The 26,686-nt window shown below is 67.9% G+C and carries 25 protein-coding genes; 13 read left to right on the plus strand and 12 right to left on the minus strand.

All coding sequences use genetic code 11. The features are described from left to right. Position 1 precedes the first annotated feature (1 nt). Genes G6N57_RS08665 through eccE form a run of 7 tightly spaced genes read left to right on the plus strand, consistent with a single transcriptional unit; the run spans position 2 to position 6,880 of the window. Positions 2-1,564, plus strand: a complete 1,563-nt coding sequence (locus tag G6N57_RS08665; protein WP_077740089.1) for a PPE family protein — start codon at positions 2-4, stop codon at positions 1,562-1,564. A gap of 49 nt (positions 1,565-1,613) precedes the next feature. Next, a complete protein-coding gene (gene esxG / locus G6N57_RS08670; protein WP_019342949.1) occupies positions 1,614-1,907 on the plus strand; it encodes a type VII secretion system protein EsxG in 294 nt (97 codons plus the stop codon). Between the two features lie 29 nt (positions 1,908-1,936). After that, positions 1,937-2,224, plus strand: coding sequence for a WXG100 family type VII secretion target (locus tag G6N57_RS08675; protein WP_019342950.1), 288 nt, complete (start codon positions 1,937-1,939; stop codon positions 2,222-2,224). A gap of 16 nt (positions 2,225-2,240) precedes the next feature. Beyond that, complete coding sequence (locus tag G6N57_RS08680) at positions 2,241-3,155, plus strand: ESX secretion-associated protein EspG (RefSeq protein ID WP_077740090.1); 915 nt, start codon at positions 2,241-2,243, stop codon at positions 3,153-3,155. A gap of 2 nt (positions 3,156-3,157) precedes the next feature. Beyond that, positions 3,158-4,573 (plus strand): type VII secretion integral membrane protein EccD, encoded by a 1,416-nt coding sequence (gene eccD / locus G6N57_RS08685; RefSeq protein ID WP_077740091.1) that lies wholly within the window; start codon positions 3,158-3,160, stop codon positions 4,571-4,573. Between the two features lie 7 nt (positions 4,574-4,580). Then, positions 4,581-5,954 carry a type VII secretion-associated serine protease mycosin gene (mycP, locus tag G6N57_RS08690; RefSeq protein WP_097925836.1) on the plus strand — a complete coding sequence of 458 codons (1,374 nt, stop codon included), beginning with the start codon at positions 4,581-4,583 and terminating at the stop codon, positions 5,952-5,954. Beyond that, complete coding sequence (eccE, locus tag G6N57_RS08695; RefSeq protein WP_077740093.1) at positions 5,951-6,880, plus strand: type VII secretion protein EccE; 930 nt, start codon at positions 5,951-5,953, stop codon at positions 6,878-6,880. The genes mycP and eccE overlap by 4 nt, the downstream gene beginning before the upstream one ends. Here the strand turns inward: eccE and G6N57_RS08700 are convergent. Together G6N57_RS08700 and G6N57_RS08705 are read right to left on the minus strand one after the other, a co-directional pair. After that, a complete protein-coding gene (locus G6N57_RS08700; protein ID WP_077740094.1) occupies positions 6,836-8,026 on the minus strand; it encodes an alpha/beta hydrolase family protein in 1,191 nt (396 codons plus the stop codon). The genes eccE and G6N57_RS08700 overlap by 45 nt on opposite strands. Before the next feature lie 22 nt (positions 8,027-8,048). Continuing rightward, on the minus strand, positions 8,049-8,927 hold the full coding sequence (locus G6N57_RS08705; RefSeq protein ID WP_077740095.1) for an amidohydrolase family protein: 879 nt from the start codon (positions 8,925-8,927) through the stop codon (positions 8,049-8,051). A 20-nt stretch (positions 8,928-8,947) separates the two neighbouring features. On the opposite strand from G6N57_RS08705, the gene G6N57_RS08710 reads away from it, so the two are divergent. Then, positions 8,948-9,730, plus strand: coding sequence for a trans-aconitate 2-methyltransferase (locus tag G6N57_RS08710; RefSeq protein WP_097925837.1), 783 nt, complete (start codon positions 8,948-8,950; stop codon positions 9,728-9,730). Between the two features lie 35 nt (positions 9,731-9,765). After that, positions 9,766-10,608, plus strand: a complete 843-nt coding sequence (locus G6N57_RS08715) for an alpha/beta fold hydrolase (RefSeq protein WP_162563936.1) — start codon at positions 9,766-9,768, stop codon at positions 10,606-10,608. Here G6N57_RS08715 and cysC read toward each other — a convergent pair. From cysC to G6N57_RS08735, 4 genes are all read right to left on the minus strand, one after another. Further along, positions 10,605-12,464, minus strand: coding sequence for a sulfate adenylyltransferase subunit CysN (gene cysC / locus G6N57_RS08720; RefSeq protein WP_077740097.1), 1,860 nt, complete (start codon positions 12,462-12,464; stop codon positions 10,605-10,607). The genes G6N57_RS08715 and cysC overlap by 4 nt on opposite strands. 31 nt (positions 12,465-12,495) lie before the next feature. Next, complete coding sequence (gene cysD / locus G6N57_RS08725) at positions 12,496-13,407, minus strand: sulfate adenylyltransferase subunit CysD (protein WP_077740098.1); 912 nt, start codon at positions 13,405-13,407, stop codon at positions 12,496-12,498. After that, positions 13,404-14,207: a trehalose 2-sulfotransferase gene (stf0, locus tag G6N57_RS08730; protein ID WP_077740099.1), complete on the minus strand. Its 804-nt coding sequence runs from the start codon at positions 14,205-14,207 to the stop codon at positions 13,404-13,406. The genes cysD and stf0 overlap by 4 nt, the downstream gene beginning before the upstream one ends. Before the next feature lie 78 nt (positions 14,208-14,285). Beyond that, positions 14,286-15,656 (minus strand): sulfatase family protein, encoded by a 1,371-nt coding sequence (locus G6N57_RS08735; protein WP_077740100.1) that lies wholly within the window; start codon positions 15,654-15,656, stop codon positions 14,286-14,288. A 112-nt stretch (positions 15,657-15,768) separates the two neighbouring features. Here G6N57_RS08735 and G6N57_RS08740 point away from each other — a divergent pair, with 112 nt between their 5' ends. Then, the gene (locus G6N57_RS08740; protein WP_077740101.1) at positions 15,769-16,491 is read left to right on the plus strand and encodes a TetR/AcrR family transcriptional regulator; all 723 of its coding nucleotides are present in this window, start codon (positions 15,769-15,771) and stop codon (positions 16,489-16,491) included. On the opposite strand, the gene G6N57_RS08745 is transcribed toward G6N57_RS08740, so the two are convergent. Genes G6N57_RS08745 through G6N57_RS08755 form a run of 3 tightly spaced genes read right to left on the minus strand, consistent with a single transcriptional unit; the run spans position 16,488 to position 19,443 of the window. After that, positions 16,488-17,915, minus strand: coding sequence for an FAD-dependent oxidoreductase (locus G6N57_RS08745; protein ID WP_077740102.1), 1,428 nt, complete (start codon positions 17,913-17,915; stop codon positions 16,488-16,490). The two genes, G6N57_RS08740 and G6N57_RS08745, sit on opposite strands and share 4 nt — an antisense overlap. Beyond that, positions 17,915-18,910, minus strand: a complete 996-nt coding sequence (locus tag G6N57_RS08750; RefSeq protein ID WP_077740103.1) for an AurF N-oxygenase family protein — start codon at positions 18,908-18,910, stop codon at positions 17,915-17,917. Before G6N57_RS08750 ends, G6N57_RS08745 begins: the two co-directional genes overlap by 1 nt. A gap of 50 nt (positions 18,911-18,960) precedes the next feature. Further along, entirely contained in the window at positions 18,961-19,443 is a 483-nt protein-coding gene (locus G6N57_RS08755; protein WP_077740104.1) for a hypothetical protein, read from the minus strand. A 58-nt stretch (positions 19,444-19,501) separates the two neighbouring features. Between G6N57_RS08755 and G6N57_RS08760 the strand changes: the two genes are divergently transcribed. Next, on the plus strand, positions 19,502-20,173 hold the full coding sequence (locus G6N57_RS08760) for a phosphatase PAP2 family protein (RefSeq protein ID WP_077740105.1): 672 nt from the start codon (positions 19,502-19,504) through the stop codon (positions 20,171-20,173). On the opposite strand, the gene G6N57_RS08765 is transcribed toward G6N57_RS08760, so the two are convergent. Beyond that, positions 20,127-21,590 carry a bifunctional phosphatase PAP2/diacylglycerol kinase family protein gene (locus G6N57_RS08765; RefSeq protein ID WP_077740106.1) on the minus strand — a complete coding sequence of 488 codons (1,464 nt, stop codon included), beginning with the start codon at positions 21,588-21,590 and terminating at the stop codon, positions 20,127-20,129. The genes G6N57_RS08760 and G6N57_RS08765 overlap by 47 nt on opposite strands. Before the next feature lie 78 nt (positions 21,591-21,668). On the opposite strand from G6N57_RS08765, the gene G6N57_RS08770 reads away from it, so the two are divergent. Continuing rightward, on the plus strand, positions 21,669-22,322 hold the full coding sequence (locus tag G6N57_RS08770; RefSeq protein ID WP_077740107.1) for a L,D-transpeptidase family protein: 654 nt from the start codon (positions 21,669-21,671) through the stop codon (positions 22,320-22,322). Position 22,323: 1 nt separating this feature from the next. On the opposite strand, the gene G6N57_RS08775 is transcribed toward G6N57_RS08770, so the two are convergent. Together G6N57_RS08775 and G6N57_RS08780 are read right to left on the minus strand one after the other, a co-directional pair. Next, positions 22,324-22,782 carry a nuclear transport factor 2 family protein gene (locus G6N57_RS08775; protein WP_234793391.1) on the minus strand — a complete coding sequence of 153 codons (459 nt, stop codon included), beginning with the start codon at positions 22,780-22,782 and terminating at the stop codon, positions 22,324-22,326. Between the two features lie 50 nt (positions 22,783-22,832). After that, on the minus strand, positions 22,833-24,341 hold the full coding sequence (locus G6N57_RS08780) for an FAD-dependent oxidoreductase (RefSeq protein WP_077740108.1): 1,509 nt from the start codon (positions 24,339-24,341) through the stop codon (positions 22,833-22,835). A 416-nt stretch (positions 24,342-24,757) separates the two neighbouring features. Here G6N57_RS08780 and G6N57_RS08785 point away from each other — a divergent pair, with 416 nt between their 5' ends. Beyond that, positions 24,758-26,605 (plus strand): Hsp70 family protein, encoded by a 1,848-nt coding sequence (locus G6N57_RS08785; RefSeq protein ID WP_097925838.1) that lies wholly within the window; start codon positions 24,758-24,760, stop codon positions 26,603-26,605. The last annotated feature ends 81 nt before the right edge of the window (positions 26,606-26,686 follow it).

Genomic DNA, 26,686 nt, shown 5'->3' on the forward strand with positions numbered 1-26,686 from the left:
CATGACTGCCCCCATCTGGATGGCCCTACCGCCCGAGGTGCACTCGACGCTGCTTTCCAGCGGCCCGGGCGCCGGGCCGTTGCTGGCCGCAGCGGGGGCCTGGCAGTCACTGAGCACCGAATACGCGTCGGCGGCAGCAGAACTCACCAGTGTGCTGGGTGGGGTGCAAGCCGGGTCGTGGGAGGGCCCGAGCTCGGAGCAGTACGTGGCGGCCCACGGGCCGTATCTGACGTGGTTGGCGCAGCAGAGTGCCAACAGCGCCGCGGTGGCGGTGCAACACGAGACCGCGGCCGCGGCCTACACCTCGGCGGTGGCCGCCATGCCGACGCTTCCCGAGCTGGCACTGAACCACGTTGTGCACGGCGTCCTGATCGCTACGAACTTCTTCGGCATCAACATGATTCCGATCGCGGTCAATGAGGCCGATTACGTCCGGATGTGGATTCAGGCGGCCACCACCATGGCCACCTATCAGGCTGTCTCAGGCGCTGCGGTCATGGCGGCTCCGACCAGCGCGCCGTCACCGATGTTGCTCAAACCCGGTGCGGGGGAGGCGGGTACCGCTTCGGCCAACGCGCAGCAGATGATGACGCAGGCTCAGGCGAGCGAATCCGGTTCGGCGATGGAGAATTCGAACATCATCTCCGACCTGCTCGAGCAGTACCTGCAGAACGTGCCGGGCGGGCAGGACATCATCGACTTCCTCAAAGATCCGCTCGGCAATCTGCAGAAGCTGCTCAACGACTTCATGACCGACCCGATCGGCGCGTGGGGTACCTGGGGGCCGTTGTTGTCAGCGGTCGCATACCAGGTGTTCACCAACCTGGTGGGCTGGCCGACCTGGGGCATGATCCTCGCGTCGCCGTTCCTGATCCCGGCACTGGCGGCGCTGGGGATCACCGGACTGGTGCTGCTGATCGACCACGTCATGCAACCGCCCGCCGATCCGGCCCCGGCAGATGCACCCGTCGAGCCCGCGCCGCTGGCCGAACAACAACGGTCGTACCCCTTGGCGGGCCTACCCGCGCCCGGTGGCACCGCCGTGGGTGCCGGTGCGCCCGCAGCTGGTACCGCTACCGCGGCGGGTGCCCCGGCGGCACCGGCTCCGGCGGCCGCGGCGGCGTTCGCTCCGTATGCGGTGCTGGGCAGTGACCCCGACGAGGGTTTCAGCCCGACGGTGGGTGGCAAGTCCACTGCCTCGGCACCGGCTTCCGGAATCCCCGCGGCGGCTTCCGGGGTGGCGGCATCGTTGGCCGCGCGCCGCAAGCGTCGGCGCAAGCGGGGCGCGGCGCTCGAAGACCACGCTTACGCGGATGCCTACATGGACTACGAGGCGCCCGATCCGGAACCGGCGCCGAAGCCGGAACCACGGGTGCGTGCCTCCGAAAGCGGTGCCGGGACCATGGGATTCACCGGCACCGAATCAAAATCCGATGCGACCGCGGCCGGCCTGACCACCTTGGCCGGCGAGAGATTCGACGAGAGCCCTGTCTCGCCGATGCTGCCCGGTTCCTGGGACCCCGATGAGGCCCCGGGTGATCCGGAAGGGGGTTCCCGCAGCTGACCAGACCGCTCGTGCATGACCATCCACCAACGATCCGAAAGGAAAAACCATGAGTCTGTTGGACGCTCACATCCCCCAGCTGATCGCCTCCGAGGCCGCCTTCGGCGCCAAGGCCGCGCTGATGCGCAGCACCATCGCCCAGGCCGAGCAGGCCGCGATGTCTTCGCAGGCCTACCACATGGGTGAGGCCTCGGCCGCGTTCCAGGCCGCCCACGCCCGGTTCGTCGAGGTGTCGGCCAAGGTCAACGCGCTGCTCGACATCGCGCAGCTCAACCTCGGTGACGCCGCGAGCACCTACGTCGCCCAGGACGCCGCCGCCGCCAGCACCTACACCTCGGTCTAGTCGAACAAGCAACGGATACAGGAGTTTTCATGTCGCAGATCATGTACAACTACCCGGCCATGCTGGCTCACGCCGGGGAGATGAACACCTACTCGGGTGCGCTGCACGCCGTCGGCGCGGACATCGCCGCCGAGCAGGCCGCGCTGAGCAGCGCCTGGCAGGGTGACACCGGTATGACCTACCAGGCCTGGCAGGCCCAGTGGAATCAGGCCATGGAAGAGCTGACCCGTGCCTACCGGGCGATGGCGTCCACCCACGAGATGAACACCATGTCGATGAGTGCGCGCGACGCTGCCGAAGGGGCCAAGTGGGGCTGATGCCGGTGGCTGCGCGTTGAGTGCCGGAGCCAACGCCGTCGAGCTGACCACCGACCAGGCCTGGTACCTCGCCGAGGTACTCGGCGCCGGAGCGTTCCCGTGGGTGCTGGCCATCACGCCGCCCTACAGCGATCCGGCGCAGCGGTTCGGTTTTGCCGCCGAGCAGACCGCTGAACTGACCCGGATGGGTGTGCTCGACGGCAGTGGTGAGATCAATCCGCAGGTGGCGCAATGGGTTCGCCTGGTCTGCCGGGCGACCCAATGGCTCGACCTGCGGTTTGTCTCAGGCCCGGGGGATCTGCTGCGCGGGATCGTGGCCCGACAAGGGCTTGCGCGAGGAGACGACCAGCACAGCCTGGACGGCAAGTCCGTTGTCGTGCTGCGTAACGCGCAGCTGGTGACGTTCACCGAGATGGACATCAACCACCCCCACGGCCTGGTACCGGTGCTCACCGCCGGTCTGTCGCAACGCAGGCCGGCGCGGTTCGAGGAGTTCGCGCTGCCGGCCGCGGCCGGCGCCCGCGCCGACGAACAGATCCGCAACGGCACGCCGCTGATCGAAGTGCTGGGATTCCTCGGTGTCCCGGCCTCGGCCCGGCCGATCGTGGAATCGGTGTTCGACGGCCGCCGAACCTATGTCGAGATCGTCGCGGGAGAGCACCGCGACGGTCACCGGGTCACCACCCAGGTGGGAGTCAGCATCATCGACACCCCCGAGGGCCGGATTCTGGTGTCCCCGTCGAAAGCCTTCGACGGGGAATGGATTTCGACCTTTACGGCAGGCACGGCCGAGGCGATCGCGATGGCGATCGAGCGGCTCACTGCCTCGCTGCCCAGCGGCTCCTGGTTCCCCGACCAGCCGCTCATCCGCGACTTCGACGAATTCGCGGTCACTGATTCACGCTCCATGAGAAGAACCCAGAAAGCATAGGAATGTCCGACAACACTGTGATGCCGATCGTTCGGGTGGCCGTGCTGGCCGCTGGAGACGACGGTGGCCGGCTGACCGAGATGGCCCTGCCGTCCGAGCTGCCGTTGCGCGAGATCCTGCCCGCGGTCCAGCGCATCGTGCTCCCCGCCGGGGGCGACGACGGAGCGAGCGCCCCGGACCCGGTGCGGCTCAGCCTGGCCCCGGTTGGCGGCGCGCCATACAGCCTGGATGCCACGCTCGACACGGTCGGTGTGGTGGACGGAGATCTGCTTGCCCTGCAAGCCGTTCCCGTCGGCCCGGCTGCCCCGCGCATCGTCGAGGACATCGCCGACGCTGCCGTGATCTTCTCGGCTGCCCGCCGGCGTCCGTGGGGCGCGGAGAACATCGCGCGCTACGCATCGTTGGCCCTGATCGGGCTCATCCTGGTCGGCACGGGCCTGGGCGTCGCCCACCGCGTGGTGACCGGTGAACTGCTCGGGCTCTTCGTCGTCGGTGGCATCGCCATCGCCACCGTGCTCGCCGCGCTGTCGACGCGGGGCCGGTCACCGGCACTGGCCACCGCGCTGGCCGTCACCGCACTCGTCCCGGTCGCCGCAGCGTTCGCCCTCGGTGTGCCAGGTGAATTCGGCGCGCCGAGCATCCTTCTGGCCGCGGCCGCAGTGGCTGCATGGTCCCTGATCAGCATGGCCAGCTCTCCCGACGATCGGGGCATCGCGGTGTTCACCGCGACCACGGTCGCCGGAGTCGGCGTGTTGCTGATCGCCGGTGCGGCCTCGCTGTGGGTGATCAACTCGACGGTGATCGGGTGTGCCCTGGTCGTCATCGCCCTGGTGGTCACCGTCCAGGCGGCCCAGCTGTCCGCGATGTGGGCTCGCTTCCCGCTGCCCGTCATCCCGGCGCCGGGCGATCCGTCCCCGTCGGCGCAGCCGCTTTCGGTGTTGGCGGACCTGCCGCGCCGGGTCCGGGTGAGTCAGTCGCACCAGACCGGTGTCATCGCCGCAGGCGTGCTGCTCGGCGTGGCCGGGTCAGTGGCCCTGGTCGGCTCGCCGACCGCGTCGCCGTGGGCCTGGTACATCGTGGTGGCTGCCGCACTCGGCGCGGCCCTGCGGGCCCGGGTCTGGGACTCCGCCTCGTGCAAGGCATGGCTGCTCGGCCATCCCTACCTGCTGACCGTTGTCTTGTTGGTGGTCTTCGCAATCGACGGCCGCTACCAGGCTGCCTGGTTCGCGCTGGCGGCACTGGCCGGCCTGGTCGTGGTGTGGGTCATCGCCGCGCTGAACCCGCGGGCCGCCTCCCCGGACACCTACTCGCTGCCGATGCGGCGCCTGGTCGGCTTCCTGGCGACCGGCCTCGACGCATCGCTGATTCCGGTGATGGCATTCCTCATCGGGCTGTTCAGCCTCGTTCTCGACAGGTGATGAATCGGTGATCCACAAGAGCCTGGGTGTTCTGGCCACAACCGGTCTGGTGTTGTTGGTCGGCGCCCCGTCGGCGGGTGCCGTCAGCCCGCCCGAGGTCGATCCACAGATCGCCCCGCCGGCCGGCAGCGCCGGTCCGGTGGGGGCGATGGCGCAGCGTTCGGCGTGTGCCACCACGGGTGTGCTGCCTGGTACCGATCCCGGATCGGTCAACCCGAATCAGTTGGCGCTCAACCTGTCCGGCGCCTGGAAGCAGAGCCGTGGGCAGGGGCAGACGGTGGCTGTCATCGACACCGGTGTGCAGCCGGGACCCCGGCTGCCGCACGTCGAAGGCGGCGGTGACTTCATCGAGTCGACCGACGGCCTGACCGACTGCGACGGCCACGGGACCTCGGTGGCCGGCCTCATTGCCGGGCAGCCCGGGGCCGACGGCTTCTCCGGTGTAGCGCCCGAAGCCCGGCTGATCTCGATCCGGCAGAACTCGCCGCGGTTCTCGCCACGCGCGGCCGGCGCCGATATGGCCGAGGCGCGCGTAGCGGCCGACGTGGCCAGCCTGGCCCGGGCCGTGGTGCGCGCGGCCGACATGGGTGCGCGCGTCATCAACATCTCCGTGGTGACCTGCATGCCGGCCGACAAACACATCGACCAGAACGAACTCGGTGCGGCACTGCGTTATGCGGCGGTCGAGAAAGACGCGGTGATCGTGGCTGCCGCGGGAAACACGCAGGGCGGCGTCACCACCGGATCGGCGTGCGGATCCAACCCGTTGTCGGGTGCCCCCGATGATCCGCGCAACTGGGGCGGCGTCTCCTCGGTGTCCATCCCCTCGTGGTGGCAGCCCTACGTGCTGTCGGTCGGGGCCCTGAACGCGACCGGTCAGCCTTCGGCATTCACCATGCCCGGACCCTGGGTCGGAATCGCAGCCCCGGGCGAACACATCTCGTCGGTGAGCAACGCGCCCGGCGGAGGATTGTCCAACGCCATGCCCACCGATCAGGACAAAATGGTCCCGCTCAGCGGCACCAGCTACGCCGCGGCGTACGTGTCCGGCGTTGCGGCATTGGTGCGCAGCAAGTTTCCTGATTTGAACGCGCGCCAGGTGGTGCACCGGCTGACCACGACGGCCCAGGGTGCTCCCCGTTCACCGTCGAACGTGATCGGCGCCGGCGGTGTCGATCCGGTCGCCGCGCTCACCTGGGATGTCGCCGACATGCCGCTCGACGGCCCGGAGGCTCCCGCAGGCAAACCCATTGCCGCACCGGAAGAACCGGCCCCGCGGGACAACACCGGGCGAATCGTCGCATTCGCCGGCACCGGAGCACTTGCGCTGGCGGCCATGGCCGTTGCCTTCAGCGCGTACCGACGGAAGGACCACTCATGACCGCCCGACTTGCGTTGGCATCCCTGTTCGTCGTGGCGGCCGTGCTGGCCCGGCCATGGCAGACCAACACCGAACGCTGGGTGCTCGGCGTCTCTGCCGCCGCGGTGGTGCTGCTGCTGGCCTGGTGGGGCGGGATGTTCCTGACCACCCGGGTGGCCCGGCACTTCGAGGTGTTGCGGCGCAACCTTTCCAAGAAACAGCCTGAGACGGCGCTCGATTCGGAGACCGTCGTGCTGCGGGTCGACCCCGCGGACCCCGCCCAGCTTCCGGTCGTGGTCAACTACCTGGACCGCTACGGCATCCGCTGCGACAAGGTCCGGGTGACTCACCGCGATGCCGGTGGCGCACGGCGTAGCTGGATCAGCCTGACCGTGGCGGCGGTGGACAATCTCGATGCGTTGCGGGCCCGGTCATCGCGGATCCCGTTGCGGGACACCACGGAAATCGTCGGCCGTCGGCTCCGTGACCATCTGCAGGAACAGGGCTGGACCGTCACCCTCGTCGACGGGGTGGATTCTCCGCTGCCCGAGCCGGGCAAGGAAACCTGGCGAGGTGTGAAGGACGACTCGGGATACGTTGCGGCATACCGCGTCAACGTCAGCGACAAGCTGGAGGCCGTGTTGGCCGGGGTGGGTGCGCTGCCGGCCCAGGAAACCTGGACCGCACTGGAATTCACCGGCTCTCCGGCGCAACCGCAGCTGACGGTGGGCGCGGCGTTGCGTACCGCGGAGCGTCCCCCGCGGCGGGCCCCGCTGGCCGGGCTGAAATCGACCGCCGGTCGGCATCGTCCCGCGTTGGCAGCGCTGAACCCGTTGTCTTCGGAGCGTCTGGACGGCACCCCGGCCGCGGTGCCGGCGGCGCTGCTGGCACCGGCCGAGGCCTCAGTCGAACATGAAATCCCGCAGGAAGCGGGTCATCCGGCGTAGGTAGTCCGGCTGGCTCACGTGCAGCAGGTGGTTGCCGGGGAACCAGTGGAACGCGCAGCGATCCCAGTGTTCCCACAGCATCTCGGCCTGCTGCGGTGGGGCCAGCCGGTCACCGAGGCCGGTGATGATGAGCCGTCGTTCCTTGGGTACCAGCGGACGGTAGTTGAGCGGTGAGGCGTAGCGTGCCGCCGCTTCCGTCAACGCCGGGTCGGTCCTTGCCACGAGCCGTTGCAGGGCCACCAGTTTATTGGCCGGGAACCACTCGTCGACCGTGCGATCCGGGGTCACCACAGGGACATTCGGGACCACGGCTTGAATCCGGTTGTCCACACTGGCCAGCAGCGCCGACGTGAAGCCACCCAGGGAGATGCCGGTCAGGGCGATCCGGTCGACACCGGTGGACTCCAGATAGTCGATCACCGAGCGGAAGTCGTGCACGGCCTGGGCCATCGCCTCGGAGAAGCCGGCGAATCCGTGGGAGAAGAATCCGTAACCGCTGAACGGGGAGAATCTTTCGGCGCGGCGGCCGTGAAACGGCAAGGTGTACAACAACACGTCGTAGCCGGAGCGGTAGAACCACGGCAACGACAGGAACAGGCCGTTCGCCAGGTACGGCGACCCCATGAAGCCGTGGATCACACACAACGTGGGATGCGGCCCGTCGTCGTGGCGCCAATGTTGTGCCCGTACAACGTTGTTGCGGGCGAACCCGCCGCACAGGTCGCGCATCCCGGGGTTGACCGCGGTGAAGCTGCTGTCGAACCGGATGTTCTCCACCCGGCCGTGCGCGATCAATTCGGCAATGGGATTGGCCCGGCGGGTGGATACCAGGGGTGGTCGGGTGGGAGCCGGAAACGACACCGCGGGATCTTGAGCGGTAGCCAGGTCGGCGTAGAACCGCATGTGGTCGTTCTCGGTTCGGGATTGCGACGGGTGCAGCATGGATGCCAGCGCGGTCGGCACCATCGACGTCGCGACGATCGAGGCGACCCCGGTGCGCAACGCGATGTCGGCGATCGCGGAGGCGTCGACGATGGCTCTCTGCCGCAGGGTCAGGTCGGCCCGGCGAGGCAGGCCGCCCGCACCGGCATCACCGCCGGGAACGTCGGGAACGGGGATCGGAGGTTCGACCGGGTCCGGGTCCACGATGCCGATGCTAACCAACCGCTCAGCTCAGGCCGAACAACTTCGCGGCGTTGTCGTGCAGAACATTGCGGCGCCAGGTGTCGTCGACACCGGGCAGGTCGATCAGGTGATGGATGGCCTCGGCGTACCCGTACGGGATGTTCGGGAAATCGCTGCCGAACAGGATGTGCTCACCCAGGGCCGTCAGCCGGCTGAGTTCGCCGGTCGGGAACGGCATCATCTCTTCGACGAACGGGGTGAACGCCATCGTGGTGTCCAGCCGCACCTCGTCGTAGCGTTCGGCGAGATCGAGGAACGCCGAGTACTCGGGCATCCCCATGTGCGCCACGATCAGCGGCAGTCTCGGATAGCGGCTCAACAGTTTTGCGATCGGGTCCGGGCCGGTGAAGTCGCCGGGCGCCGGGCCGGAACCGCAATGGATGACGACCGGCACACCGGCATCCTCGATCTGGCCCCAGACCTCGTCGAGCAGGGGATCGTTCGGCTCGTAGTTGCCCACCTGGATGTGGGCCTTGAACACCTGGGTGCCTGCGGCGATGGCGTCTCTGACGTAGTTCGCGGCCTGTTCCTCGGGGTAGAACGTGGCGGTGGCCAGGCAGTCCGGGGTGTCCTGGGCGAACCCTCGCGCCCACTGGTTGAGCCAGGCCGCCATGTCCGGCTTGTGCGGGTAGATCAGCGAGGTGAACCTTCTGATGCCGAACTCCCGCAGGGTGGCGACGCGCTGCGCCTCGTCGGCGCGGTACGTGATGGGCCATTCCCGGCCGATCAGCGGGCCCTGGCTGTCGAAGTACTGCCACACCTTGTCCATCACGTTCTTGGGCATGAAGTGGGTGTGCACGTCGACGATGCCGGGCAGGCCCAGCTCCGTCCAGATTTGCCGGACCTTTTTCGATTCATCCATCGTCTAGGACGATATATCCCATGTGGAATCCCGATACCTACCTGGCCTTCGCCGATCACCGCGGGCGTCCGTTCTATGACCTGCTCTCGCGCGTGGCGGCCGCCGCGCCGCGCCGCGTCGTCGACCTCGGGTGCGGGCCCGGCAACCTGACCGAGACGCTGGCCCAGCGCTGGCCCGGCGCCACGTTGGAAGCCTGGGACAGCTCACCGGAGATGGTGGCCGCCGCACAGGCCCGCGGCCTCGAGGCGCACGCCGGGGCCATCGAGGACTGGACCCCACGACCCGACACCGACGTGGTCATCTCCAACGCGGCGCTGCAGTGGGTGCCCTCGCATCGTGAGCTCGTGGTGCGCTGGGCGGGTCAGCTGCCGGCCGGGGCCTGGATCGCCTTCCAGGTGCCCGGCAATTTCGATGCGCCGTCGCATCATGCGGTGCGCGCGCTCGCGCGGCGGGAGCCGTTCGTCGAGCCGCTGCGGGACATGCCCTGGCGCGATGTGGGCCAGGTGGACACGCCTGTGGAATACGCCGGGCTCCTGACCGATGCAGGCTGTGCGGTGGATGCCTGGGAGACCACCTATGTGCACCAATTGACCGGCGATACACCGGTTCTGGACTGGATCACCGGGACGGCGCTGACTCAGGTGAAAGGCCGGCTGAGCGCAGAGCTGTGGGAGCAATACCGTCAGGCCATCATCCCGATGCTGGCCGAGGCCTATCCGCGCCGCCCCGACGGCACAACCTTCTTTCCGTTCCGTCGCGTGTTCGTGGTCGCTCAAGTGCGGTGGTCATTACCCATGACGTAATCGACATGCGTACCCGCACGTTCGAGGATTGGCGCATGCCGACCTTCACGACCGCAGACCGCACCGACATCCACTACACCGACACCGGGTCAGGACCGGTCGTGGTGTTCACCCACTCGTGGGGACTCAATTCCGGCCAGTGGCAGCAGGTGATTGAGGGCCTGGTGGACAAGGACTTTCGCTGTGTGAGCTATGACCGGCGCGGGCACGGCCACTCCGGCAGCTACGCCGGCGAGTGGACCGTCGATCTGCTGGCCGATGACTTGGCCGCACTGCTCGATCACCTGGACCTCGACGACGTGACGCTGGTGGGGCATTCGCTAGGGTGCGGTGAGATCGTCCGGTACCTCAGCCGGCACGGGACCGGGCGGGTGCAGCGTGCGGTGCTGGTGGCGCCACAGCTTCCGATGGTGGTCGCCGCAGCGGACAACCCGGACGGCGTTCCCGCGGAGATGATCGCCGGGATGACCGCCGAGCTGGAACGCGATGTGCGGCAATGGTGTGTCGACAACGCCGCGCCCTTCTTCGGAGACCACGAGGTGCCGCCGGAAGTCGTCGATTGGACCGTGGACCAGGTCGCCGAACTGCCTGTCGCGACTCTGGTCGCCACTCAGCTGATGGGTGCCCACGCCGACTACCGTGCCGAGCTGGCCGAGTTCGACCTACCGGTTCTGGTGATCCAGGGCGATGCCGATGTGTCGACGCCCATCGAGCTCACCGGGCGTCGCACCGTGGCGCTGCTGCCGCAGGGCACGCTCGTCGAGATCCCCGGCGCGGCCCACGGGCTGTACGTCACCCACGCCGACCGCGTGATCGAGGCGATTTGTGCACCTCCGGTAACGCTCACCGTTACCAGAGGTGCACAAATCACTGGTTAGCGACGGGTGTTCAGCAGATCGATGACCTGTTGGACCAGGTCGTCGATCACGGCGCCGGTGGTGTCGAGCACCAGATCGGGATTCTCGGGCGCTTCGTAGGGCGCATCGACGCCGGTGAGACCCTTGAGTTCACCGGCACGCGCCCGCGCGTAGAGCCCCTTGGGATCGCGGCGTGCACATTCTTCGACAGGTGTCGCGACGTGCACCTCGATGAACGGCAGCTTGGCGGCGTCGTTGAGGGCCCGCGCGGTCTCCCGGTCGGACTTCAGCGGCGACACCAAGGATGCGAGCGCCACCACACCCGCGTCGGCCAGCAGCCGGGTCAGATGCCCGACGCGGCGGATGTTCTCGGTGCGGTCACCGGCCGAGAAGCCGAGATCGTCGGACAGGCCGTGGCGCAGGTTGTCGCCGTCGAGCAGGTAGGCCACCTGACCCGATTCGACCAGAGCCCGCTCGACGGCCACCGCCAGCGTGGACTTACCCGAGGCGGGCAGGCCGGTGAACCAGATGGTCGCGCCGCGCTGTCCCGTGCTGTTCCAGCGGTATTCGCGGTCCAGTGACGACGGATGCCATTTGATGTCCGACCGGTTGTGCCCGCTCGGCTTGAGTTCACGGGCCTGCAGGATGATGCCGGCGCCGACGGTGTCATTGGACACCTCGTCGATCAGGATGAACGCACCGTTGTCACGGTTGTCGGCGTAGTTGTCGGCCACCAGCACCGAGCTGGTGCGCAGCGTGACGGAGCCGATGTCGTTGAGCGCCAGCTCAACCGGGGACTCGACCTCGTCGAGGGTCTCCGGGTCGAGCTTGGTGTGCAACTCCTGGACCGTGGCCCGCACCGTACGGGTGCCCTGCTTGAGGGCCAGCCGGTCGCCCGCGCGCAGCGGGTTGTCGAAGAACCAGCACACCGTCGCGTCGATCTCCCGGGCCAGTACCGGCACGACCGCGTCCTCGGAGGCACTGACGAACACGTCGCCACGGCCGACGTCGATATCATCGGCCAGCTCGATCGAAACCGACAGCGGTGCAACGCCTACCGATCGGCCCTCGTCCAAGGTGTCCAGGGCCGTCACCACCGAACGGGTGCCGGCCGGCAGGCTGACCACGGGGTCGCCGACTTGAAGCGTGCCCGCGGACAGCCGGCCGGTGTAGCGGCGGCGCTGCTCTGCAGTCGGCCGGGACACCCATTGGACGGCCAGCCGCAGGTTCGCCGGATCGGCATGCGGCGCCGTCAGCTCGATGCCCTCGAGGTACTCGAGCAGCGTGGGCCCGTCGTACCAGGGGGTGTTGTCGGAGCGGTGCACGACGTTGTCGCCCAGCTTGGCCGCGATCGGGATGACGGTGAGATCGAGGCCGCCGAGCCGATCGGCGACCTGCCGGAGCTCGCGCTCGACTTCGGCGAACCGGTCCTTGTCGAAGTCGACCAGATCGATCTTGTTGACCGTGGCCACGAAGTGCTTGATGCCCAACAGTTTCGCGATCCGGGCGTGCCGACGGGTCTGGCGCAGCACACCGGCCCGGGCGTCGACCAGCAGGATCGCCACGTGGGCGTTGGAGGCGCCGGTGAACATGTTGCGGGTGTAACGCTCGTGCCCCGGAGTGTCGGCCAGGATGTAGCTGCGGGTGGCGGTGGAGAAGAACCGGTAGGCGACGTCGATCGTGATGCCCTGCTCGCGCTCGGCGCGCAGCCCGTCGGACAACGCTGCCAGGTCCGCCACGCCCTCCGAATCGGTCACGGCCTCAAGATGATCCAACGGCAGGCTGTCCGTGTCGTGCAGCAGCCGGCCGATCAGTGTGCTCTTGCCGTCATCGACCGAACCAGCGGTGGTGATGCGGAGCAATTGACGAGTAGACATCAGGATCCTCGGTTCTTCGCGCGAGCGCTCATCAGAAGTACCCCTCTCGCTTGCGGTCTTCCATGGCCGCCACGGACGTGCGGTCGTCAGCGCGGGTCTCTCCGCGTTCTGACACGGTGGCCGCCGAGATCTCGCTGATCACGCGGTCGATCGTGGTGGCCTGTGACCGCACCGCCCCGGTGATGGTGAGGTCGCCGACGGTGCGGTAGCGCACCCACTCCACGGCCGCCGTCTCGGAACCGGCGGGTGCGGTGTACTCCGAGACCGCGAGCAGGATGCCGTCGCGTTCGAAGACCTCGCGTTCGTGGGCGAAGTAGATCGACGGCAGCTCAAGGTTTTCCAGCTCGATGTAGCGCCAGATGTCCAGCTCGGTCCAGTTCGACAGCGGGAACACCCGCACCTGTTCACCCTTGCGGATGCGGCCGTTGTACAGCGACCACGGTTCGGGGCGCTGGGCGCGCGGATCCCACTGGCCGAATTCGTCGCGGAAGCTCAGGATGCGCTCCTTGGCCCGGGCGCGTTCCTCGTCACGGCGGGCGCCGCCGAACGCCGCGTCGAACCCGCCGGCCTCCAACGCGTCGAGCAGCGTGCGGGTCTGCTGCCGGTTGCGCGACGCTCCGGGCCCCGGATCGGCTACGCGGCCGCTGTCGATGGTCTCCTGCACCGACCCGACGAGAAGCTTGTGCCCATGCCCGGTGGTGCGGCGGTCGCGGAACTCGATGACCTCCGGGAAATTGTGGCCGGTGTCCACGTGGAGCACCGGGAACGGCAGTGGCGAAGGCTGGAAAGCCTTCTCGGCCAACCTCAACAGGACGATGGAGTCCTTGCCGGCGGAGAACAGCAGCACCGGCCGCTGCAGCTCGGCCACCACCTCCCGGATGATGTGCACGGCTTCGGCTTCCAGCAGCCGCAGCTCGTCGACGTGCAAGAGATCGAGACTCATACCGGCAGGCCCTCCTTCTCGGCGTCACGGCGGTAGCGGTCCACCCATTCGTCGGACCGCTGATCGGCCTGGCGTTCCAGCACCGGCTGCGGGGCCAGTCGCGGGTCCAGGCCGAGCGCTTCCAGCACCGTGGCCACCACGGTCGTGAGGTTGCGCCACAGGTAGGGATACGACACCTCGATGGGCGAGATGTTCTCCTCGGCGAACCAGGAGCGCCAGCCCTCCTCCTGGGCCTGCAGCAGTCTGACCACGTGGGCGATGGCGCCGGCGTGATACTCGGCGCGGGCATCGCGTACCGGGTCGGCCCGGCCGCGCCAGACCCTGGTCTGCACCGCCCGCCAGAACGAAACCGCCTGTGAGACAACATCGGGACGGTAGACATGGATCAGCACCGGGTCGCTGCCGATGACATCGCGGATCGCGGCGAGCAGTCCGGGCCCGGAACGCTCGGGTAGGCCCTCTGCGCGTTCCAGCAGCAACGGGGTCTGGTTCCACATCAGCTTGCCGCCCCACACCCCGTTGGGGGTGCGGCCGACGGTGCGGATGTAATCGCGCCAGATCTCGGACGGGGCCAGATCCGGCTTCCCCTCGACCAGCGGATCGAGCAGGCGCAGGATCGACTCGTCCTCGACACCGGCGAACCATTCGCGGGGCTGCGGCGACATGCTGGTGGTCGGCAGGTACTGGAAGAACTCCTGGGGCTCACCGGCCATCCCGGTGGAGCGCAGGGACTCCACCAGCAAGGTGCTGCCGCTGCGCTGGGAAGCGAGCACCAGGTAGGCAGTCGGATGATCTGGCATGGGCGAGACTCTAACCATCATTGATTTGCGGCGCCTATTCAAAGAAGCGTCAAGAGTTTTAATTCACCGAGATGAAAACTATTGGCGGGTATCGGTGATGCCACGGTCTGCGGCGATGGCGGATCGGCTGGTGGCGGGACGGCCGTGAATACTCAGATAAGTCTGGGTATAGCGCTCGGAAATGCGGGTCCCGGCGAACTCGGAGGGGATGACGTCGAGGGTCTTCTGGCGCCAGTCGTTCAGTAGGAGCGCGAGGTTCTCGGCGATCGCCTCGGCCTTGTCCGTGGCATCGGGTCCCAGCAGGTTGTTGCGTTCGGCCGGATCGGCGACGAGGTCGTACAGTTCACGGTCCGGTCGAGGGCTCAGGACCGTGTCGCCGAGAGCTCGTGCGGGCGGGCTGTCGGCAATATCCCACGGCAGATCCAACAATGGTCGTGCCGCGTAATTCTCGATATAGCTGTATTCCTTTGTGCGGATCGCACGAATGGGGTCGAAAGAATCGTGATAGGTCTTTGTGGTGTACACCTCGGACCGGATCTCATCGGTCTCAGTTGAGGTGGCCGTGAGGTTGCTGGCGTGTGACAACCCCTCGACCTCGGCGGGGATCACGACCCCGAGTAACTCCAGCAGGGTGGGCAACAGATCGACGCCGCTGAACAACTCGTCGTAGCGGCGAGGAGCAATCGAAGAACCCCGCGGCGGGCGCACGATCAATGCGATGCCGGTGCCGGCGTCGTACAGCGTCGACTTGGCCCGGGGCAGTGCGGGCCCGTGATCGGTCATGAAGACCACCCAGGTGTTCTCGTCGAGCCCGGCCGCGGTGAGGGCGTCCAGCAGTTCGCCCACCTTCGCATCGGCAACCGCAATCGACCCGTAGAACTCGGCGAGGTCGTCGCGCACCTCAGAGCTGTCGGGCAGGTAGGCGGGCACCGCGACGGATCCCGATTCGGCCGGCTCGTAGCGGTCCCGCGGGTAGGGGCGATGAGTCTCGAAGAACCCGGTGGTCAGCAGGAACGGCTGTTGCGGAGCGTCGGCCAGCCACGCGGTGGCCTGTTCGACGACGTACTCGCAGAACGAATTCGACACGTCGAATTCGTGATAGCCGAGGTTCGCCGGGTACGACGTCTCGTGCTGCATACCGAACAGCGCTGTGTGCCAGCCTGATTCAGCGAGGATATGCGGCAGGGTACGCACTCCGGCGCGGTACTCCCAGCCGTGGTGGGCCAGGCCCACCAGACCGTTGCTCTGCGGGTACCTTCCGGTGAACAGCGAACCCCGCGACGGTGAGCACAGCGGCGCGGTGGCGTGTGCGCGGGTGAACAGGATCCCCTCGGCGGCGAGCTGGTCGAGGTGTGGGCTGGCCACATCGGGGTGGCCGTATACGCCGAGGTAGCGCCCGAGATCATGCCAGTGCACGACCAGCAGGTTCTGCTGTTGCGGCTCGGTCACGTCACATCCTTTCCATCCACACTACGACCGAACCGTCTGAGCTTGCCGTCCGCAACCGTTTGGCTCACCGAGAGCTACTTAATCGCCGCGGGGTCATCGGTAGGGTGGGGTCATGCCGACCGCCACCGAACCCGCTGCGGTCAGCGGCTATGAGGCCCGCTGGGAGCAGCACAACACCGAGCGGCGGGCCCAGATTCTGCAGGCGGCGGTCGCGTTGATCGAGGAGAATCCTCCGGGCGCCGAGATCTCCATGGCGCGAATCGCTGACCGCGCTGGACTGGCGAAGTCGGTGGTGTACCGCCAGTTCAGCGGCAAAGACGAGCTTGAGCGCCGCGTCCGGTCCTTCGTGTTCGACGATTTCGCGGCGGTGCTGGACACCAACCTCGACGTCTCTAACGGATCCTTGCGCGACATCCTGACCCGCACCGTGGCGGCGGTGGCCGACTGGATGCTCGACCATCCGCGGCTCGACGAGTTCGTCCGGCGCGGCCCCACGTATGACAGCGACGGCTCGCTGGACGCGGTCAGCGAGCTCAAGCTGCGCATGACCAGGCAGTCCGAGGGGATCATCGCCACGATCGCGCAGACCATCGGGGTGGATGACAGCGCGTTCAAGACCGTCCCGTTCGCGGTGGTGACGATGGTGGAGGCCACGTTGTCGGCGTGGATCCGCGGCGCGGCGCCGGAGCGGTCACGGGAAGAGATCGTGACGCACCTGGCCGACTTCGGCTGGTATGTCCTTGACGGCGCGGCACGCGCGAGCGGGCTCGACATCAACCGCGACGACGAGCTGACGTCGGTGATCGCCGGGCTGATGAACCGCGAGGACGGTTAGGCCAGCAGCCCGGCATTGAAATCGTCGACCACGCTGCGCACCGTCTCCTGGGCGCACGACTTGTTGGTGCCGATGAAACCGGTCGGCCCGCGCTTGATCCACCCGGTGACGAACGCGCCCCGCACCCCCGGCACCCGGCCGCCCTCATGAGGCACCGTCGCGGTGTCGTCGTCGAACGGCAGCCCCGGCACCGGGCGGCCGCGGTACCCGATGGACGTCAGCACCAGACCGGCCTCGATGACGCGCTGGAGCCCGGTCGCCTTCACCCGAGTCGAACCGTCGGGCGCGGCGATCAGCTCGTTGTGGACGAATTCCACTCCGGTAGTGGCGGATTCGCCGAGTATCGCGGTCGGCGACAACAGATACTCGAGCACGATCCGGCGATTGCCCTGACCGCGTGGCGCCGCGCGCAGGATCGCCGCGCGCGGGTCGGAGTCCGGCAGGGTCCGCAGGTCCTCGTCGCGGACGACAACGTCTACCCCCGGTGTCGAGCACAGCCCGACCAGTTCGGGAATCGTGAACGCCGACTGTTCGATCCCACGCCGGCCGACCACGACGACCTCTTCGATGGCGCTGTCGCGCAACGCCTCCAGTGCATTGGGGGCGATCGACGTGGAGGCCAGCCGATCCGGGTTCATGGTGAGGATGCGCGCCACGTCGAGCGCCACGTTGCCATTGCCGACAATGACCGCGCGAGGGCTCGATAAGTCGAAGGACCGGCCGGCGTGCTCGGGGTGACCGTTGTACCAGGCGACGAACTCGGTGGCCGAGGTGACGCCGGGCAGATCGATGCCGTCGATGTCGAGGCGACGGTCCGTGGAAGCGCCCACCGCGTAGATGACGGCGTGGTGCTCACGCAACAGATCGTCGTGGGTGACGTCGCTACCCACCTCGACGCCCAACCGCATCTCGAGGCGTGGGTCGGCGGCGATGTGGTCGAACTGGCGCGACACTCCCCGTGTTCGCTGATGATCGGGGGCCACGCCGAATCGCGCCAAACCGTATGGCTGGGTGAGCCGTTCGTATATCCGCACCCGGGCACCGGGGACGGTCAGGATCTCTTCGGCGGCGTACATCGCGGCCGGGCCGGACCCTACGATCGCCACCCTCAGGTCGCCGGTGCGCACCGCCAACGGCGGAACCACCGGCGCCAGGATCGGCCGCGGCCGGGGCATGGCGTAGAAATCGGCATTCAGGGTGGCGAACACGTCTTCGTCGGCGGTCAGCTTGGTGTGCGGTTTGATCGCGTCCACCGGGCAGGCCGTCACGCACGCCCCGCAGTCGACGCATTCGACAGGGTCGACGTAGAGCATCTGGGCGGTGTGGAAGTCGGGCTCGTCCGGTGTGGGGTGGATGCAGTTGACCGGGCAGGCGTAGACGCACGATGCGTCGCTGCAGCAGGACTGCGTGATGACGTGGGGCATCAGGCGAGGGCAACCGCTTCACGGTCCGGCACGCCACGGTAGCGCGCGGCCTCGCCGTCGATGCCGCAGCGCTTCCAGACCCACCGGCCGACCCGGTTCATCAGACCGAGTTCCTCGCTGAGGGCGCGCATTTCACCGAAGTAGCCGGACAGGATCTTGCGGGAGTGCGGGCTGCGCCAGAATGCGTCCTTGATCACCGCACGCGGAATCCCGAACTCCTCGCCGAACGACTTCGGCGGAGCCACGATCTCGTGCGCCAGCCAGCGCAGCGTCAACGGAAAGGCGACGCACGCGAATGCCTTCATCCGCCAGGAGCGTTCCGGCATATGGGTTTTGAGGAATTCGTGCGCCCAGGAGATGTGGCGGGCCTCTTCGGCGATGTGGATCTGCATGGTCCGCAGCACCGCGGGCGGAATGTTGGCGCCCTCGCGGATCAGGCCCTTCTGGAAGTGATCGATCGGCTCTTCGCCGGCGAGGATGCCCGCCATGAACGCCGTCGGGGAGTACTGGCCGACCAGGCCGATGTAGGGCGACAACCGACGGAACAGCGGCCGCATGCCCGGCACGTCAACGCCGCTGCGGTTGACCAGCTCCTGGAACATCTGGATGTGGTTGCACTCTTCGGTCATCTCGTGCAACGCGTAGCGGAACTCGGGTGAGTTGTTGGGCAGCTTCATGATGAACGCCATCAACCCGCGGATGAGGATGCTCTCGAAGGCCGCGCCGACCTTGACCGAGTTGAGCGTCCGCCAGCGGCCGATCTCGATCTGGCGGGCCAGGGGCTGGGCCTGGTACCAGGCGGTGGCACCCAGCGGATCGACGTTCGGTGACAGCACCCAGCGGGGATCGTCGAGGTCGATCGCCAAATCGGGGGAGTCCCACGCGATGTCCAGGTACGGGTCGAAGCGGCGGCGCACGGAACCTTCGGACAGCGTCTGCAACAGATCCTGGTAATCCGCATCCGGCGATGCGGCGTCAGGGGAGCTCGAAGCCATGGCGACAATTTACCGAGACTTTGGGTCCCAGTAAATACCGATTTGCGGATTTACGGGTGGTACGGCACCCCGACCGCGCGGAACACGTACTCGGGCCCGACGTCGAAGGCCAGTGACCGGCGTGGCAGCTGCGCCAGGACCTCGTCCGGTATCTCGGTCTTGTAGTGCAGCGACAGCTGGCCACGGCAGCGCCGGTCGATCTGGGCCACGTCGGCGGTCAGCGTGAGCCCGGTCGGGTCGAGTTCGGCATGCACCGCACCGATCTGCGGCGCCGACCACGGCTGGTCGAGGCTGCGCCCGGCAAGCTTGGGCAGAGTGGACATCGTGGCCAGCGCGCGGTAGTTGGTCAGGACCAGCGCGCCCGCGTAGCTCGCGACACTGCCCGCCGACCGTTTGCCAGGGATCGCCCCGGTGAAACGCCTGGTCACCGGGACGTACTCGGCGAGAAAGAGGATGCCTTCAGCCTCGGCTTCGGCCCGTAGACCCTCCGGCAGAGCGCCGATGTGCATCAGCTTTCGCAGGATCAGTGCCATGTCTTCGACGGTAGCGCGCAAACATGGCAAATCGGTTGGAGCTGGTAGAGATGATCTGATGAAAACCCGGGACCGACGGCTGATCGTGAGCGCGGTGGTGGCCGTCGCGGTGTACGCGGCGCTGTGGATCGGATACGTGATGCAGTGGACGTGGTTGGGCGACATCGACGCCGCCGGGTTGGCGGGTCCGTACCGGTACGGCGCGGCGCACCCGGCCTGGGTGACGGCGTGGGACGTGTTCTGCACGGTGCTCGGGCCGTTCGCGTTCCGGTTGCTGGCTCTGGTGATGATCGTCGTGGCGCTGATGCGTCGGCAGCGGCGGATCGCGCTGTTCTTGGTGCTGACCGTCGAGCTCAGCGCGGTGACGACCGAGCTGGCCAAGTTCCTGGTGGACCGTCCGCGTCCGGACACCGCGCTGGTCCACGCTCTCTCGACGTCGTTCCCGTCGGGGCACGCGCTGGGCGTGATGGTGTCGGTGCTGGCGCTGTTGGCCGTGGCGTGGCCCGGGATTCGCCCCCAGCTCCGAGGATGGTGGGTGGCCGCGGGTGTGCTCGTCATCGTGGCGATCGGGGTGGGACGCGTCGTCCTCAACGTCCATCACCCCTCCGACGTGGTGGCCGGCTGGGCCCTGGGCTTCGCCTGGTTCGCGGCGATCTACCTGCTGTACCCGCCGTATCCGGCGGTCACGGCAGCGGACGGAACACCGGCAGCGCCCGGTAGCGCACGCTGAAACTGGCCTCGCTGAGTGCCTCGCCGACCTCGCCGTCATGGGCCAGGGTGGTGGGCCCGTCGACCGCGACGAACCGGAACTCCGGAACCTGAAGCTCGTGATAGAGCGGGCTGCGTTCGAGCCGGCCCAGCGCCACGGCCGTCGCGATGCGTAGCCGGCTGAACCGCCGCCCGGTCTCCAGGATCCGCACGTCGATCAGCCCGTCATCGAGGCGCGGGCGCTGAGACGGGGCGAATCCGGACGGGAAATAGGTCGAGTTGCCCAGGAAGAACAACTCGGTCTCAAGGGTCTTGTCGTCGTAGCGGATCCGGACCGGGGCCTCCCGGCGCAGCGTGAGGTACAGCGCGTAGATCCCGGCCAACCGCTTGCCCATCCGATGCTCGAGCTTCTCCCGCGTTCGCACGTACTTCGGGTAGGCCCCGATGCTCGCGGTGTTGATCACCATGTGTTCCTCGTTGAGGCACACCAGGTCCACGTAGGCCGCAGAACCCTCGGCGATCGCCTTGACGGTCCGGGCCACCGTGTCGCAGCCGATGTCCTTGGCGAAGTGGTTGAAGGTCCCGCCGGGGAACACCGCCAGCGGAACACCGGTCTCGACGGCGATCCCGGCCGCACACGCCACCGTGCCGTCGCCGCCGCCCACGGCGAGCACATCGGTTCGTGCGGCGGTCTCCCGCAACACCGCCTCGATGTCGTCGTCACCGCCGAGCTCGATGATCTCGGCGTGGGGCAAGGACTTTCGGACCTCGTCGATGATGCGCGCGCCGGTGCCATCGCCGGACGCGGGGTTGATGACGAGGGCGACGCCGGTGCCGTCCGGCCGGGGCTCGGTGCGGTAGCGCAGCGGATCGGATTTCGGCAGGGTCGCCGCCGGGATGGTGGGGACGACGCGGGCGCCGAGGACCGCGATGGCCGCGCCGATGCCGAATCCGGCGAACACGTCGCCGGGGTAGTGGGCACCGGTGGCGACCCGGGACAACCCCACCAGTCCGGCGAGCAGGGCCAGCGGCAGGCCGGCCGGCGCGGACTCGAGGCCGACACCCACGGCGAAGGCCGCGGCGCTGGCGGAGTGTCCCGACGGCAGCGAAGGTGATGTCGGCATCCGCCGGATTCGCCGGGCCACCGGAATCAGGCGGTGATCCGGCCGGGGCCGCCGCCAGATCCGCTTCGCCACCTGATTGGTCAGCAAGCTGGTCACCGCGAGGCTGACCACGCCGCGGGCGGCGCCCCGGCGTACCGACGCGCTGCCGACTACGCCCAGGCCCGCCGCGATGGCGAACCACAGCTTGGAGTGGTCTGCGGCCCTGGTCAGCCGGGGCATCAGGCTGTCCAAGAGCGGGCTGGGTGACTCGGCGACCGCCTCGAAGACCTCGCGGTCCAGAGTGCCCAAGCCCTTGCCGATCGCGCGCACGTCCATGGCGCCAACGTAGCCGTCGCGACCGGATCGTGCTCCAAGCTTTATCCGGCCGAGAGGGGCGGCGACGAGGATGGACGGATGCGCCGACTGCTCGCCCTGCTGTGTGCCGGGGTGCTGGCACTGGCATGCGCACCGGCGGCCGGCGCCGTCGACCCACCGTGGTTCGCGCAGTCCGTGGGCAACGCCACCCAGGTGATTTCGGTTGTCGGCGTGGGTGGTTCGAAAGCCAAGATGGATGTCTGGCAGCGTGGGCCCGCCGGCTGGCAACCGATCGGTGCCGGGATTCCGGCCAACATCGGCTCCAACGGAATGGCCCCGCAGACCCACGACGGTGAAATGAAAACGCCCATGGGCGTTTTCAGCCTGGACTTCGCCTTCGGCACCGCGCCCAATCCCGGCGGTGGGCTGCAGTACGTCCAGGTCACGCCCGACCATTGGTGGGACGGCGACATGAAGAGCCCGACCTACAACACCATGCAGGTGTGCAAGAAGGCGCAGTGCCCGTTCAACACCGACCCGGCCAGCGGCACCGAGAACCTCCACATCACGGCCTACAAACACGCGATCGTGATGGGGGTGAACAAGGCGCGGGTGCCCGGCAACGGTGGCGCGTTCTTCGTGCACACCACCGATGGCGGTCCGACGGCGGGCTGCGTCGCGATCGACGACGCCACGTTGGTGAAGATCATGCAGTGGCTACGGCCGGGCGCCGTGATCGCCGTCGCGCAGTAGCTCAGAGATTCAGGGCGGCACCGGGTTCGAGTTTGAAGTTGAGCCCCTCCAGCGACAGCGTGGCGTCGTAGGTGCGGTCGTAGCCGGTGCTGCTGATCTTCCAACCGTCGGCGGTGCGGCGATAGGTGTCGTGATAGAACGCCGAGCCGAACAGCATGAAGTTCATGGCGGCAACGATCACGCGGTCCTGCAGATACCAGGTGGCGGTGGCCTCGTCGCCGTTCACCTCGATCTCGGGGTGGGCGACGCGGTGCTCGGTGATGACCTCGGGGCCCAGCGAGCTCTTCATGTACTCGACGAGTGAGTCGCGGTCGGTGAAGTGCAGCGTCTTGCCCATGGACTGCCCGTAGTCGCCTTTGATGTCCTCGGTCAGGGTGTCGGCGAACTCGTCCCAGTGCTTGGTGTCCAGCGCTCGCAGGTACCGGTACTTGACTTGCTTGATGTCGTCGATGTCACCCATGCCCGACATTGGAGCACACCGGCCGGAGCGGGCGTGGCGCTATCCCGACGCTATCCGGAACGGGTGAGGTCTCGGGTTGCCGGGCCCTCGATCAGGGTGCCGTCGGGAGCAAATCGCGAGCCGTGCAGCGGGCAGTCCCAGGACTTGTCCGCGTCGTTCCAATTCACGATGCCGCCCAGGTGAGGGCACACCGGCGACACGGTGCGTTCGACTCCGTCGACCACGCTGTGTGCCTCCAGATGCCACGGCGGCCCGGTGACCACGCCACAGTCTTCTGCGGCGGCGGTACCGATGCGGGTAAGCGGGGCGATCCAGCCCTTGGCCAGATTCAATCCGACCGTCAAGTTGGCCTGCACCGCGGTGGTGAGCCCGGACAGTTCGTGCGGACTCCAGCTCGCGAAGGCTTCGGCCCAGTCCATCCGACCGCCCAAGATGCGGCCGGCCAAGGCCAGCGCGGCAGCCACCCCGTTGGTCATCCCCCATTTGTCGAAACCCGTTGCCACCAGGATCTCTTCGCGCCTGGGAAGAATCGGGCCGACGTAGGGGAGCCCGTCGATGGGGGCGTAGTCCTGCGCGGACCAGAAGTGGGTCCGGACGGCGCCGGGCCAGTGCATCGTGGCCCAGGCCTCGAGTTCGTCGACGGCTGAGGCGGGGTCGCTGCTGCGGCCCACCGGATGCCCGGCCCCACCGACGATGAGCCGTTCGCCGTCAGCGGTCGGAGCCGAACGTGTTGAGCGCGAGGGGGAATCGGTCGAGATGAACATGCCGCGGGTGATATCGCCGGGTACCTGGAACGCCATGCAGTAGGACCGGTGGGGACTCAGTCGGGCGAAGAACCCGCCCCGGTCCAGGATCGGTACACCGGTGGCCAGGACGCACCGGTTGGCCAGAACGTCGAGTTCGGTGCCGGCACTGGTCTGCACCCCCAGTCTCAGGCGAGCGCCGCCGTCGTGGCTGACGCGTTGCACTCTGGCGCCTTCGACCAGGCGCCCCTCGCGTTCGTGGAGTTCGGCGGTCAGCTGGTCCAGGAATGGCATGGGGTCGAATTGGGCTTGATCGGCCAACCGGACTCCGCCGTGGAAGGGGAAGGGGACGTCGGCGTCGTCGACCCATTCGACATCCAGGCCCGCGGTCTGGCAGGCCTTCAACTCGGCCTTGGCCTTCGCGACGCCGCGAGGTGACTGCGCGTAGGTGTAGGCATCCTCGCGCTGCAGGCCGATCCCGCGCTGGGCGCAGTAGTCGATCAGCCACTGCTGCCCTTCACGGTTGCCTTGGATGTACTGCCGAGCCACCTCCGGTGAATGCTTGGCCACGATGTCGGTCATCCGGGTGCCTTGCAGCAGGCTGATCTTCGCGGTGGTGTTTCCGGTGGCGCCGGCGCCCGCGGTGCGGGCCTCCAGGACCAGGACGTCCCGCCCGGCGCGCGCCAGCAGGACGGCGGTGACCAGTCCGGTGATCCCAGCGCCCACCACGACGACGTCGGCGGTCCGCTCGGATTCCTCGGCGAGGGTGGGCACGATCCGGTGCTCCGGGCGGTCGGCGAGCCAGAGGGATGTCATGGAGGTGGCTGTACCCGCAGGCAGGAAAGCCAAACGTGTACCTGCGGTGTGCCTCCGGCCGCCGTAGAAGTATTGATGCAAAACGGCTTTGGGTCACGACCTCTTCGGGCGCGAGGACCACTCCCGGGCACTGTGGCGAATGTGTAGGTTTTTGCGGCGAAGAGGCGGTGGCGGGCTCCAGAAGCTGCACGCTCGCTGCAGGGATTGGGAATCGGTACACCCAGTCCGACGCGGCGGCCTGAGATGGTTGCCGGGTCGTCTAATTAACGATCATCTGAGGTAACCACCCTTGTTCCTGTGCGTGGCATTAGCGTTGCTGGCGCAATCAAAGCCATACTGGCGGAACGCGCTTGGCGGCGGTCTCACGGAGTGTCAGACTGCTCCGGCGCCCCGCGGCGGCTATCGTGGCGTGCGTTATGAGCGGCCCGTTGGGGTTGTCGATCGGGACCACCAACTTGGTTGCGGCGCGCGTCGGCAATCAACCTGTCAGCCGGCGTTCGGTGTTGACCTTGTCGACCGACCGGACGCCGCAAGTCGGCATGCCCGAATCCGGTTCCGGCGTCACGTTGAGCGGCTTCGTCGAGCGGGTCGGCGATCCGGTGCCGCTCGTTGCGCCTGACGGCGCCTCCTATCCCGCTGACACGCTGCTGGTCGAGGCGCTCGACGCGATGGTGGAACTCGCCGGCGGATCCTCCGATCAGTTGGCCATCGCTGTTCCCGCGCACTGGGGAGCGCCCACGCTGCGCGCTCTGCGCAATGCGCTGCGCACCAATCCGAGCTTCTCCCGCGACGGACGTCCGCCGCGACTGGTTCCCGATGCCGTCGCCTCCCTGGCCGCCCTGCGCGCCAATCCGGGCTTGCCGCCCAACGGTGTGGTCGCCCTGCTGGACTTCGGCGGTGGCGGGACCAGCATCACGCTGGCCGATGCCGCAGCGGGCTTCGAGCCGATCGACGAGACCACCCGTTATCCCGATTTCTCCGGCGACCAGATCGACCAGGCTCTGCTGACGCATGTCCTCGACGGCGTGACCCAGGCCGGCGGAATCGATCCGGCAGGCACTGCGGCGGTCGGATCGCTGACCCGGTTGCGTGAGGAATGCCGTCAGGCCAAGGAGCGGCTGTCGGCGGACACCGCGACCGATCTGGTGGTCGAACTGCCCGGCTATTCGGCCACCGTGCGGGTGACACGCACCGAACTCGAGTCGTTGATGCAAGCTCCACTGGCCGGCGCATTGGAGGCGCTGGAAAAAGCGTTGGAGCGCAACGGGATCAGTTGGCAGGCCGTCTCGGCGGTGGTGACGATCGGTGGCGGTGCCAGCATTCCTCTGGTCACTCAACGGCTTTCGGAACACTCTCAGGCCGTGGTGGTGACGACGCCTCAGCCCGCGCTGGACGCCGCGATCGGTGCGGCACTGTCCGCCGCCTACCTCGCCGACGCCGACGCGCAAACCGGTGTGGCGCCCACCCTGGGTGCGGCGGCGGTGGTGCCGCCAGTCGAAATACCTTCCGGCGCAGGGGGTTCTGAGGGCTCCTCGACCTTCCGCGCGCTGGCCTGGTCCGAGGACGACGCCGACGACGACGTGGTGCCCTACACGGGTCCTGACCTGGTGGACTCCTACGGCAGCGAGACCGCCGCTCGGCCGGCCGTCCAGTACGTCCCGCCGACCGGTCCGATCGAACAGCCGGGCGGAGGCTGGCAGCGGTTGCCGTTGACGGTCTTCGTGGTGGCCGCGGCGTTGGTCGTCGTCGCCATCGGTGGGGTCACCTATGCCCTGACCAGTGCGACGGGCACGGCGCCGAGTTCCGAGGTCAAGCCGCCCGAGCCCAAGCCGTTGCCCCCGCAGGAAGTGGCGCCCAGTCCGGTCGAGGCCCCGCCGCCGGCCCCGGTCGAGCCGCCGCCCGCGCCCGAGCCGGTGACGCAAGCCCCGCCGCCGGTCACCGTGACCCAGGCTCCGCCGCCGCCGCCGGTGACGGAGACGCGCGTCGTCACGCAGACGACCACGCCCCCTCCCGTCACGACCACAACAACCACGACGACAACGACCACCACCACAACGACTACGCCACCGACCACCACCACCACGACGGTGCCGACCACGACCACCACGACGACGAATCCGATGACGACGACGTACGTCACCGTGCCGTTCGTCCCGGTGCCGATTCCGATCCAGGTGCCGAACCGGGGTGAGACGCAGCAGCCCCAGCAGCCGCAGTATCCGTACCAGCAGCAGCCGCAGTATCCGTACCAGCCCTATCCGTAGGGTTCGTTGCTGACGCTGCGCTGAACGGTACTTGCCGATGGTTGTGGCGAAAGATCCGCTCTGGTGCCGATTCGCTCGTTC

The sequence above is a fragment of the Mycolicibacterium boenickei genome, from assembly GCF_010731295.1.
Classification (GTDB): domain Bacteria; phylum Actinomycetota; class Actinomycetes; order Mycobacteriales; family Mycobacteriaceae; genus Mycobacterium; species Mycobacterium boenickei.

Excerpts from the sequence above, each read along its gene's own strand:
- G6N57_RS08665 (WP_077740089.1), top strand. The coding sequence starts at position 2 with ATGACTGCCCCCATCTGGATGGCCCTACCGCCCGAGGTGCACTCGACG.
- esxG (WP_019342949.1), top strand. The coding sequence starts at position 1,614 with ATGAGTCTGTTGGACGCTCACATCCCCCAGCTGATCGCCTCCGAGGCC.
- G6N57_RS08675 (WP_019342950.1), top strand. The coding sequence starts at position 1,937 with ATGTCGCAGATCATGTACAACTACCCGGCCATGCTGGCTCACGCCGGG.
- eccD (WP_077740091.1), top strand. The coding sequence starts at position 3,158 with ATGTCCGACAACACTGTGATGCCGATCGTTCGGGTGGCCGTGCTGGCC.
- eccE (WP_077740093.1), top strand. The coding sequence starts at position 5,951 with ATGACCGCCCGACTTGCGTTGGCATCCCTGTTCGTCGTGGCGGCCGTG.
- G6N57_RS08705 (WP_077740095.1), bottom strand. The coding sequence starts at position 8,927 with ATGGATGAATCGAAAAAGGTCCGGCAAATCTGGACGGAGCTGGGCCTG.
- G6N57_RS08710 (WP_097925837.1), top strand. The coding sequence starts at position 8,948 with ATGTGGAATCCCGATACCTACCTGGCCTTCGCCGATCACCGCGGGCGT.
- G6N57_RS08715 (WP_162563936.1), top strand. The coding sequence starts at position 9,766 with ATGCCGACCTTCACGACCGCAGACCGCACCGACATCCACTACACCGAC.
- cysC (WP_077740097.1), bottom strand. The coding sequence starts at position 12,464 with ATGTCTACTCGTCAATTGCTCCGCATCACCACCGCTGGTTCGGTCGAT.
- cysD (WP_077740098.1), bottom strand. The coding sequence starts at position 13,407 with ATGAGTCTCGATCTCTTGCACGTCGACGAGCTGCGGCTGCTGGAAGCC.
- stf0 (WP_077740099.1), bottom strand. The coding sequence starts at position 14,207 with ATGCCAGATCATCCGACTGCCTACCTGGTGCTCGCTTCCCAGCGCAGC.
- G6N57_RS08740 (WP_077740101.1), top strand. The coding sequence starts at position 15,769 with ATGCCGACCGCCACCGAACCCGCTGCGGTCAGCGGCTATGAGGCCCGC.
- G6N57_RS08745 (WP_077740102.1), bottom strand. The coding sequence starts at position 17,915 with ATGCCCCACGTCATCACGCAGTCCTGCTGCAGCGACGCATCGTGCGTC.
- G6N57_RS08750 (WP_077740103.1), bottom strand. The coding sequence starts at position 18,910 with ATGGCTTCGAGCTCCCCTGACGCCGCATCGCCGGATGCGGATTACCAG.
- G6N57_RS08755 (WP_077740104.1), bottom strand. The coding sequence starts at position 19,443 with ATGGCACTGATCCTGCGAAAGCTGATGCACATCGGCGCTCTGCCGGAG.
- G6N57_RS08760 (WP_077740105.1), top strand. The coding sequence starts at position 19,502 with ATGAAAACCCGGGACCGACGGCTGATCGTGAGCGCGGTGGTGGCCGTC.
- G6N57_RS08765 (WP_077740106.1), bottom strand. The coding sequence starts at position 21,590 with ATGGACGTGCGCGCGATCGGCAAGGGCTTGGGCACTCTGGACCGCGAG.
- G6N57_RS08770 (WP_077740107.1), top strand. The coding sequence starts at position 21,669 with ATGCGCCGACTGCTCGCCCTGCTGTGTGCCGGGGTGCTGGCACTGGCA.
- G6N57_RS08775 (WP_234793391.1), bottom strand. The coding sequence starts at position 22,782 with ATGGGTGACATCGACGACATCAAGCAAGTCAAGTACCGGTACCTGCGA.
- G6N57_RS08780 (WP_077740108.1), bottom strand. The coding sequence starts at position 24,341 with ATGACATCCCTCTGGCTCGCCGACCGCCCGGAGCACCGGATCGTGCCC.
- G6N57_RS08785 (WP_097925838.1), top strand. The coding sequence starts at position 24,758 with ATGAGCGGCCCGTTGGGGTTGTCGATCGGGACCACCAACTTGGTTGCG.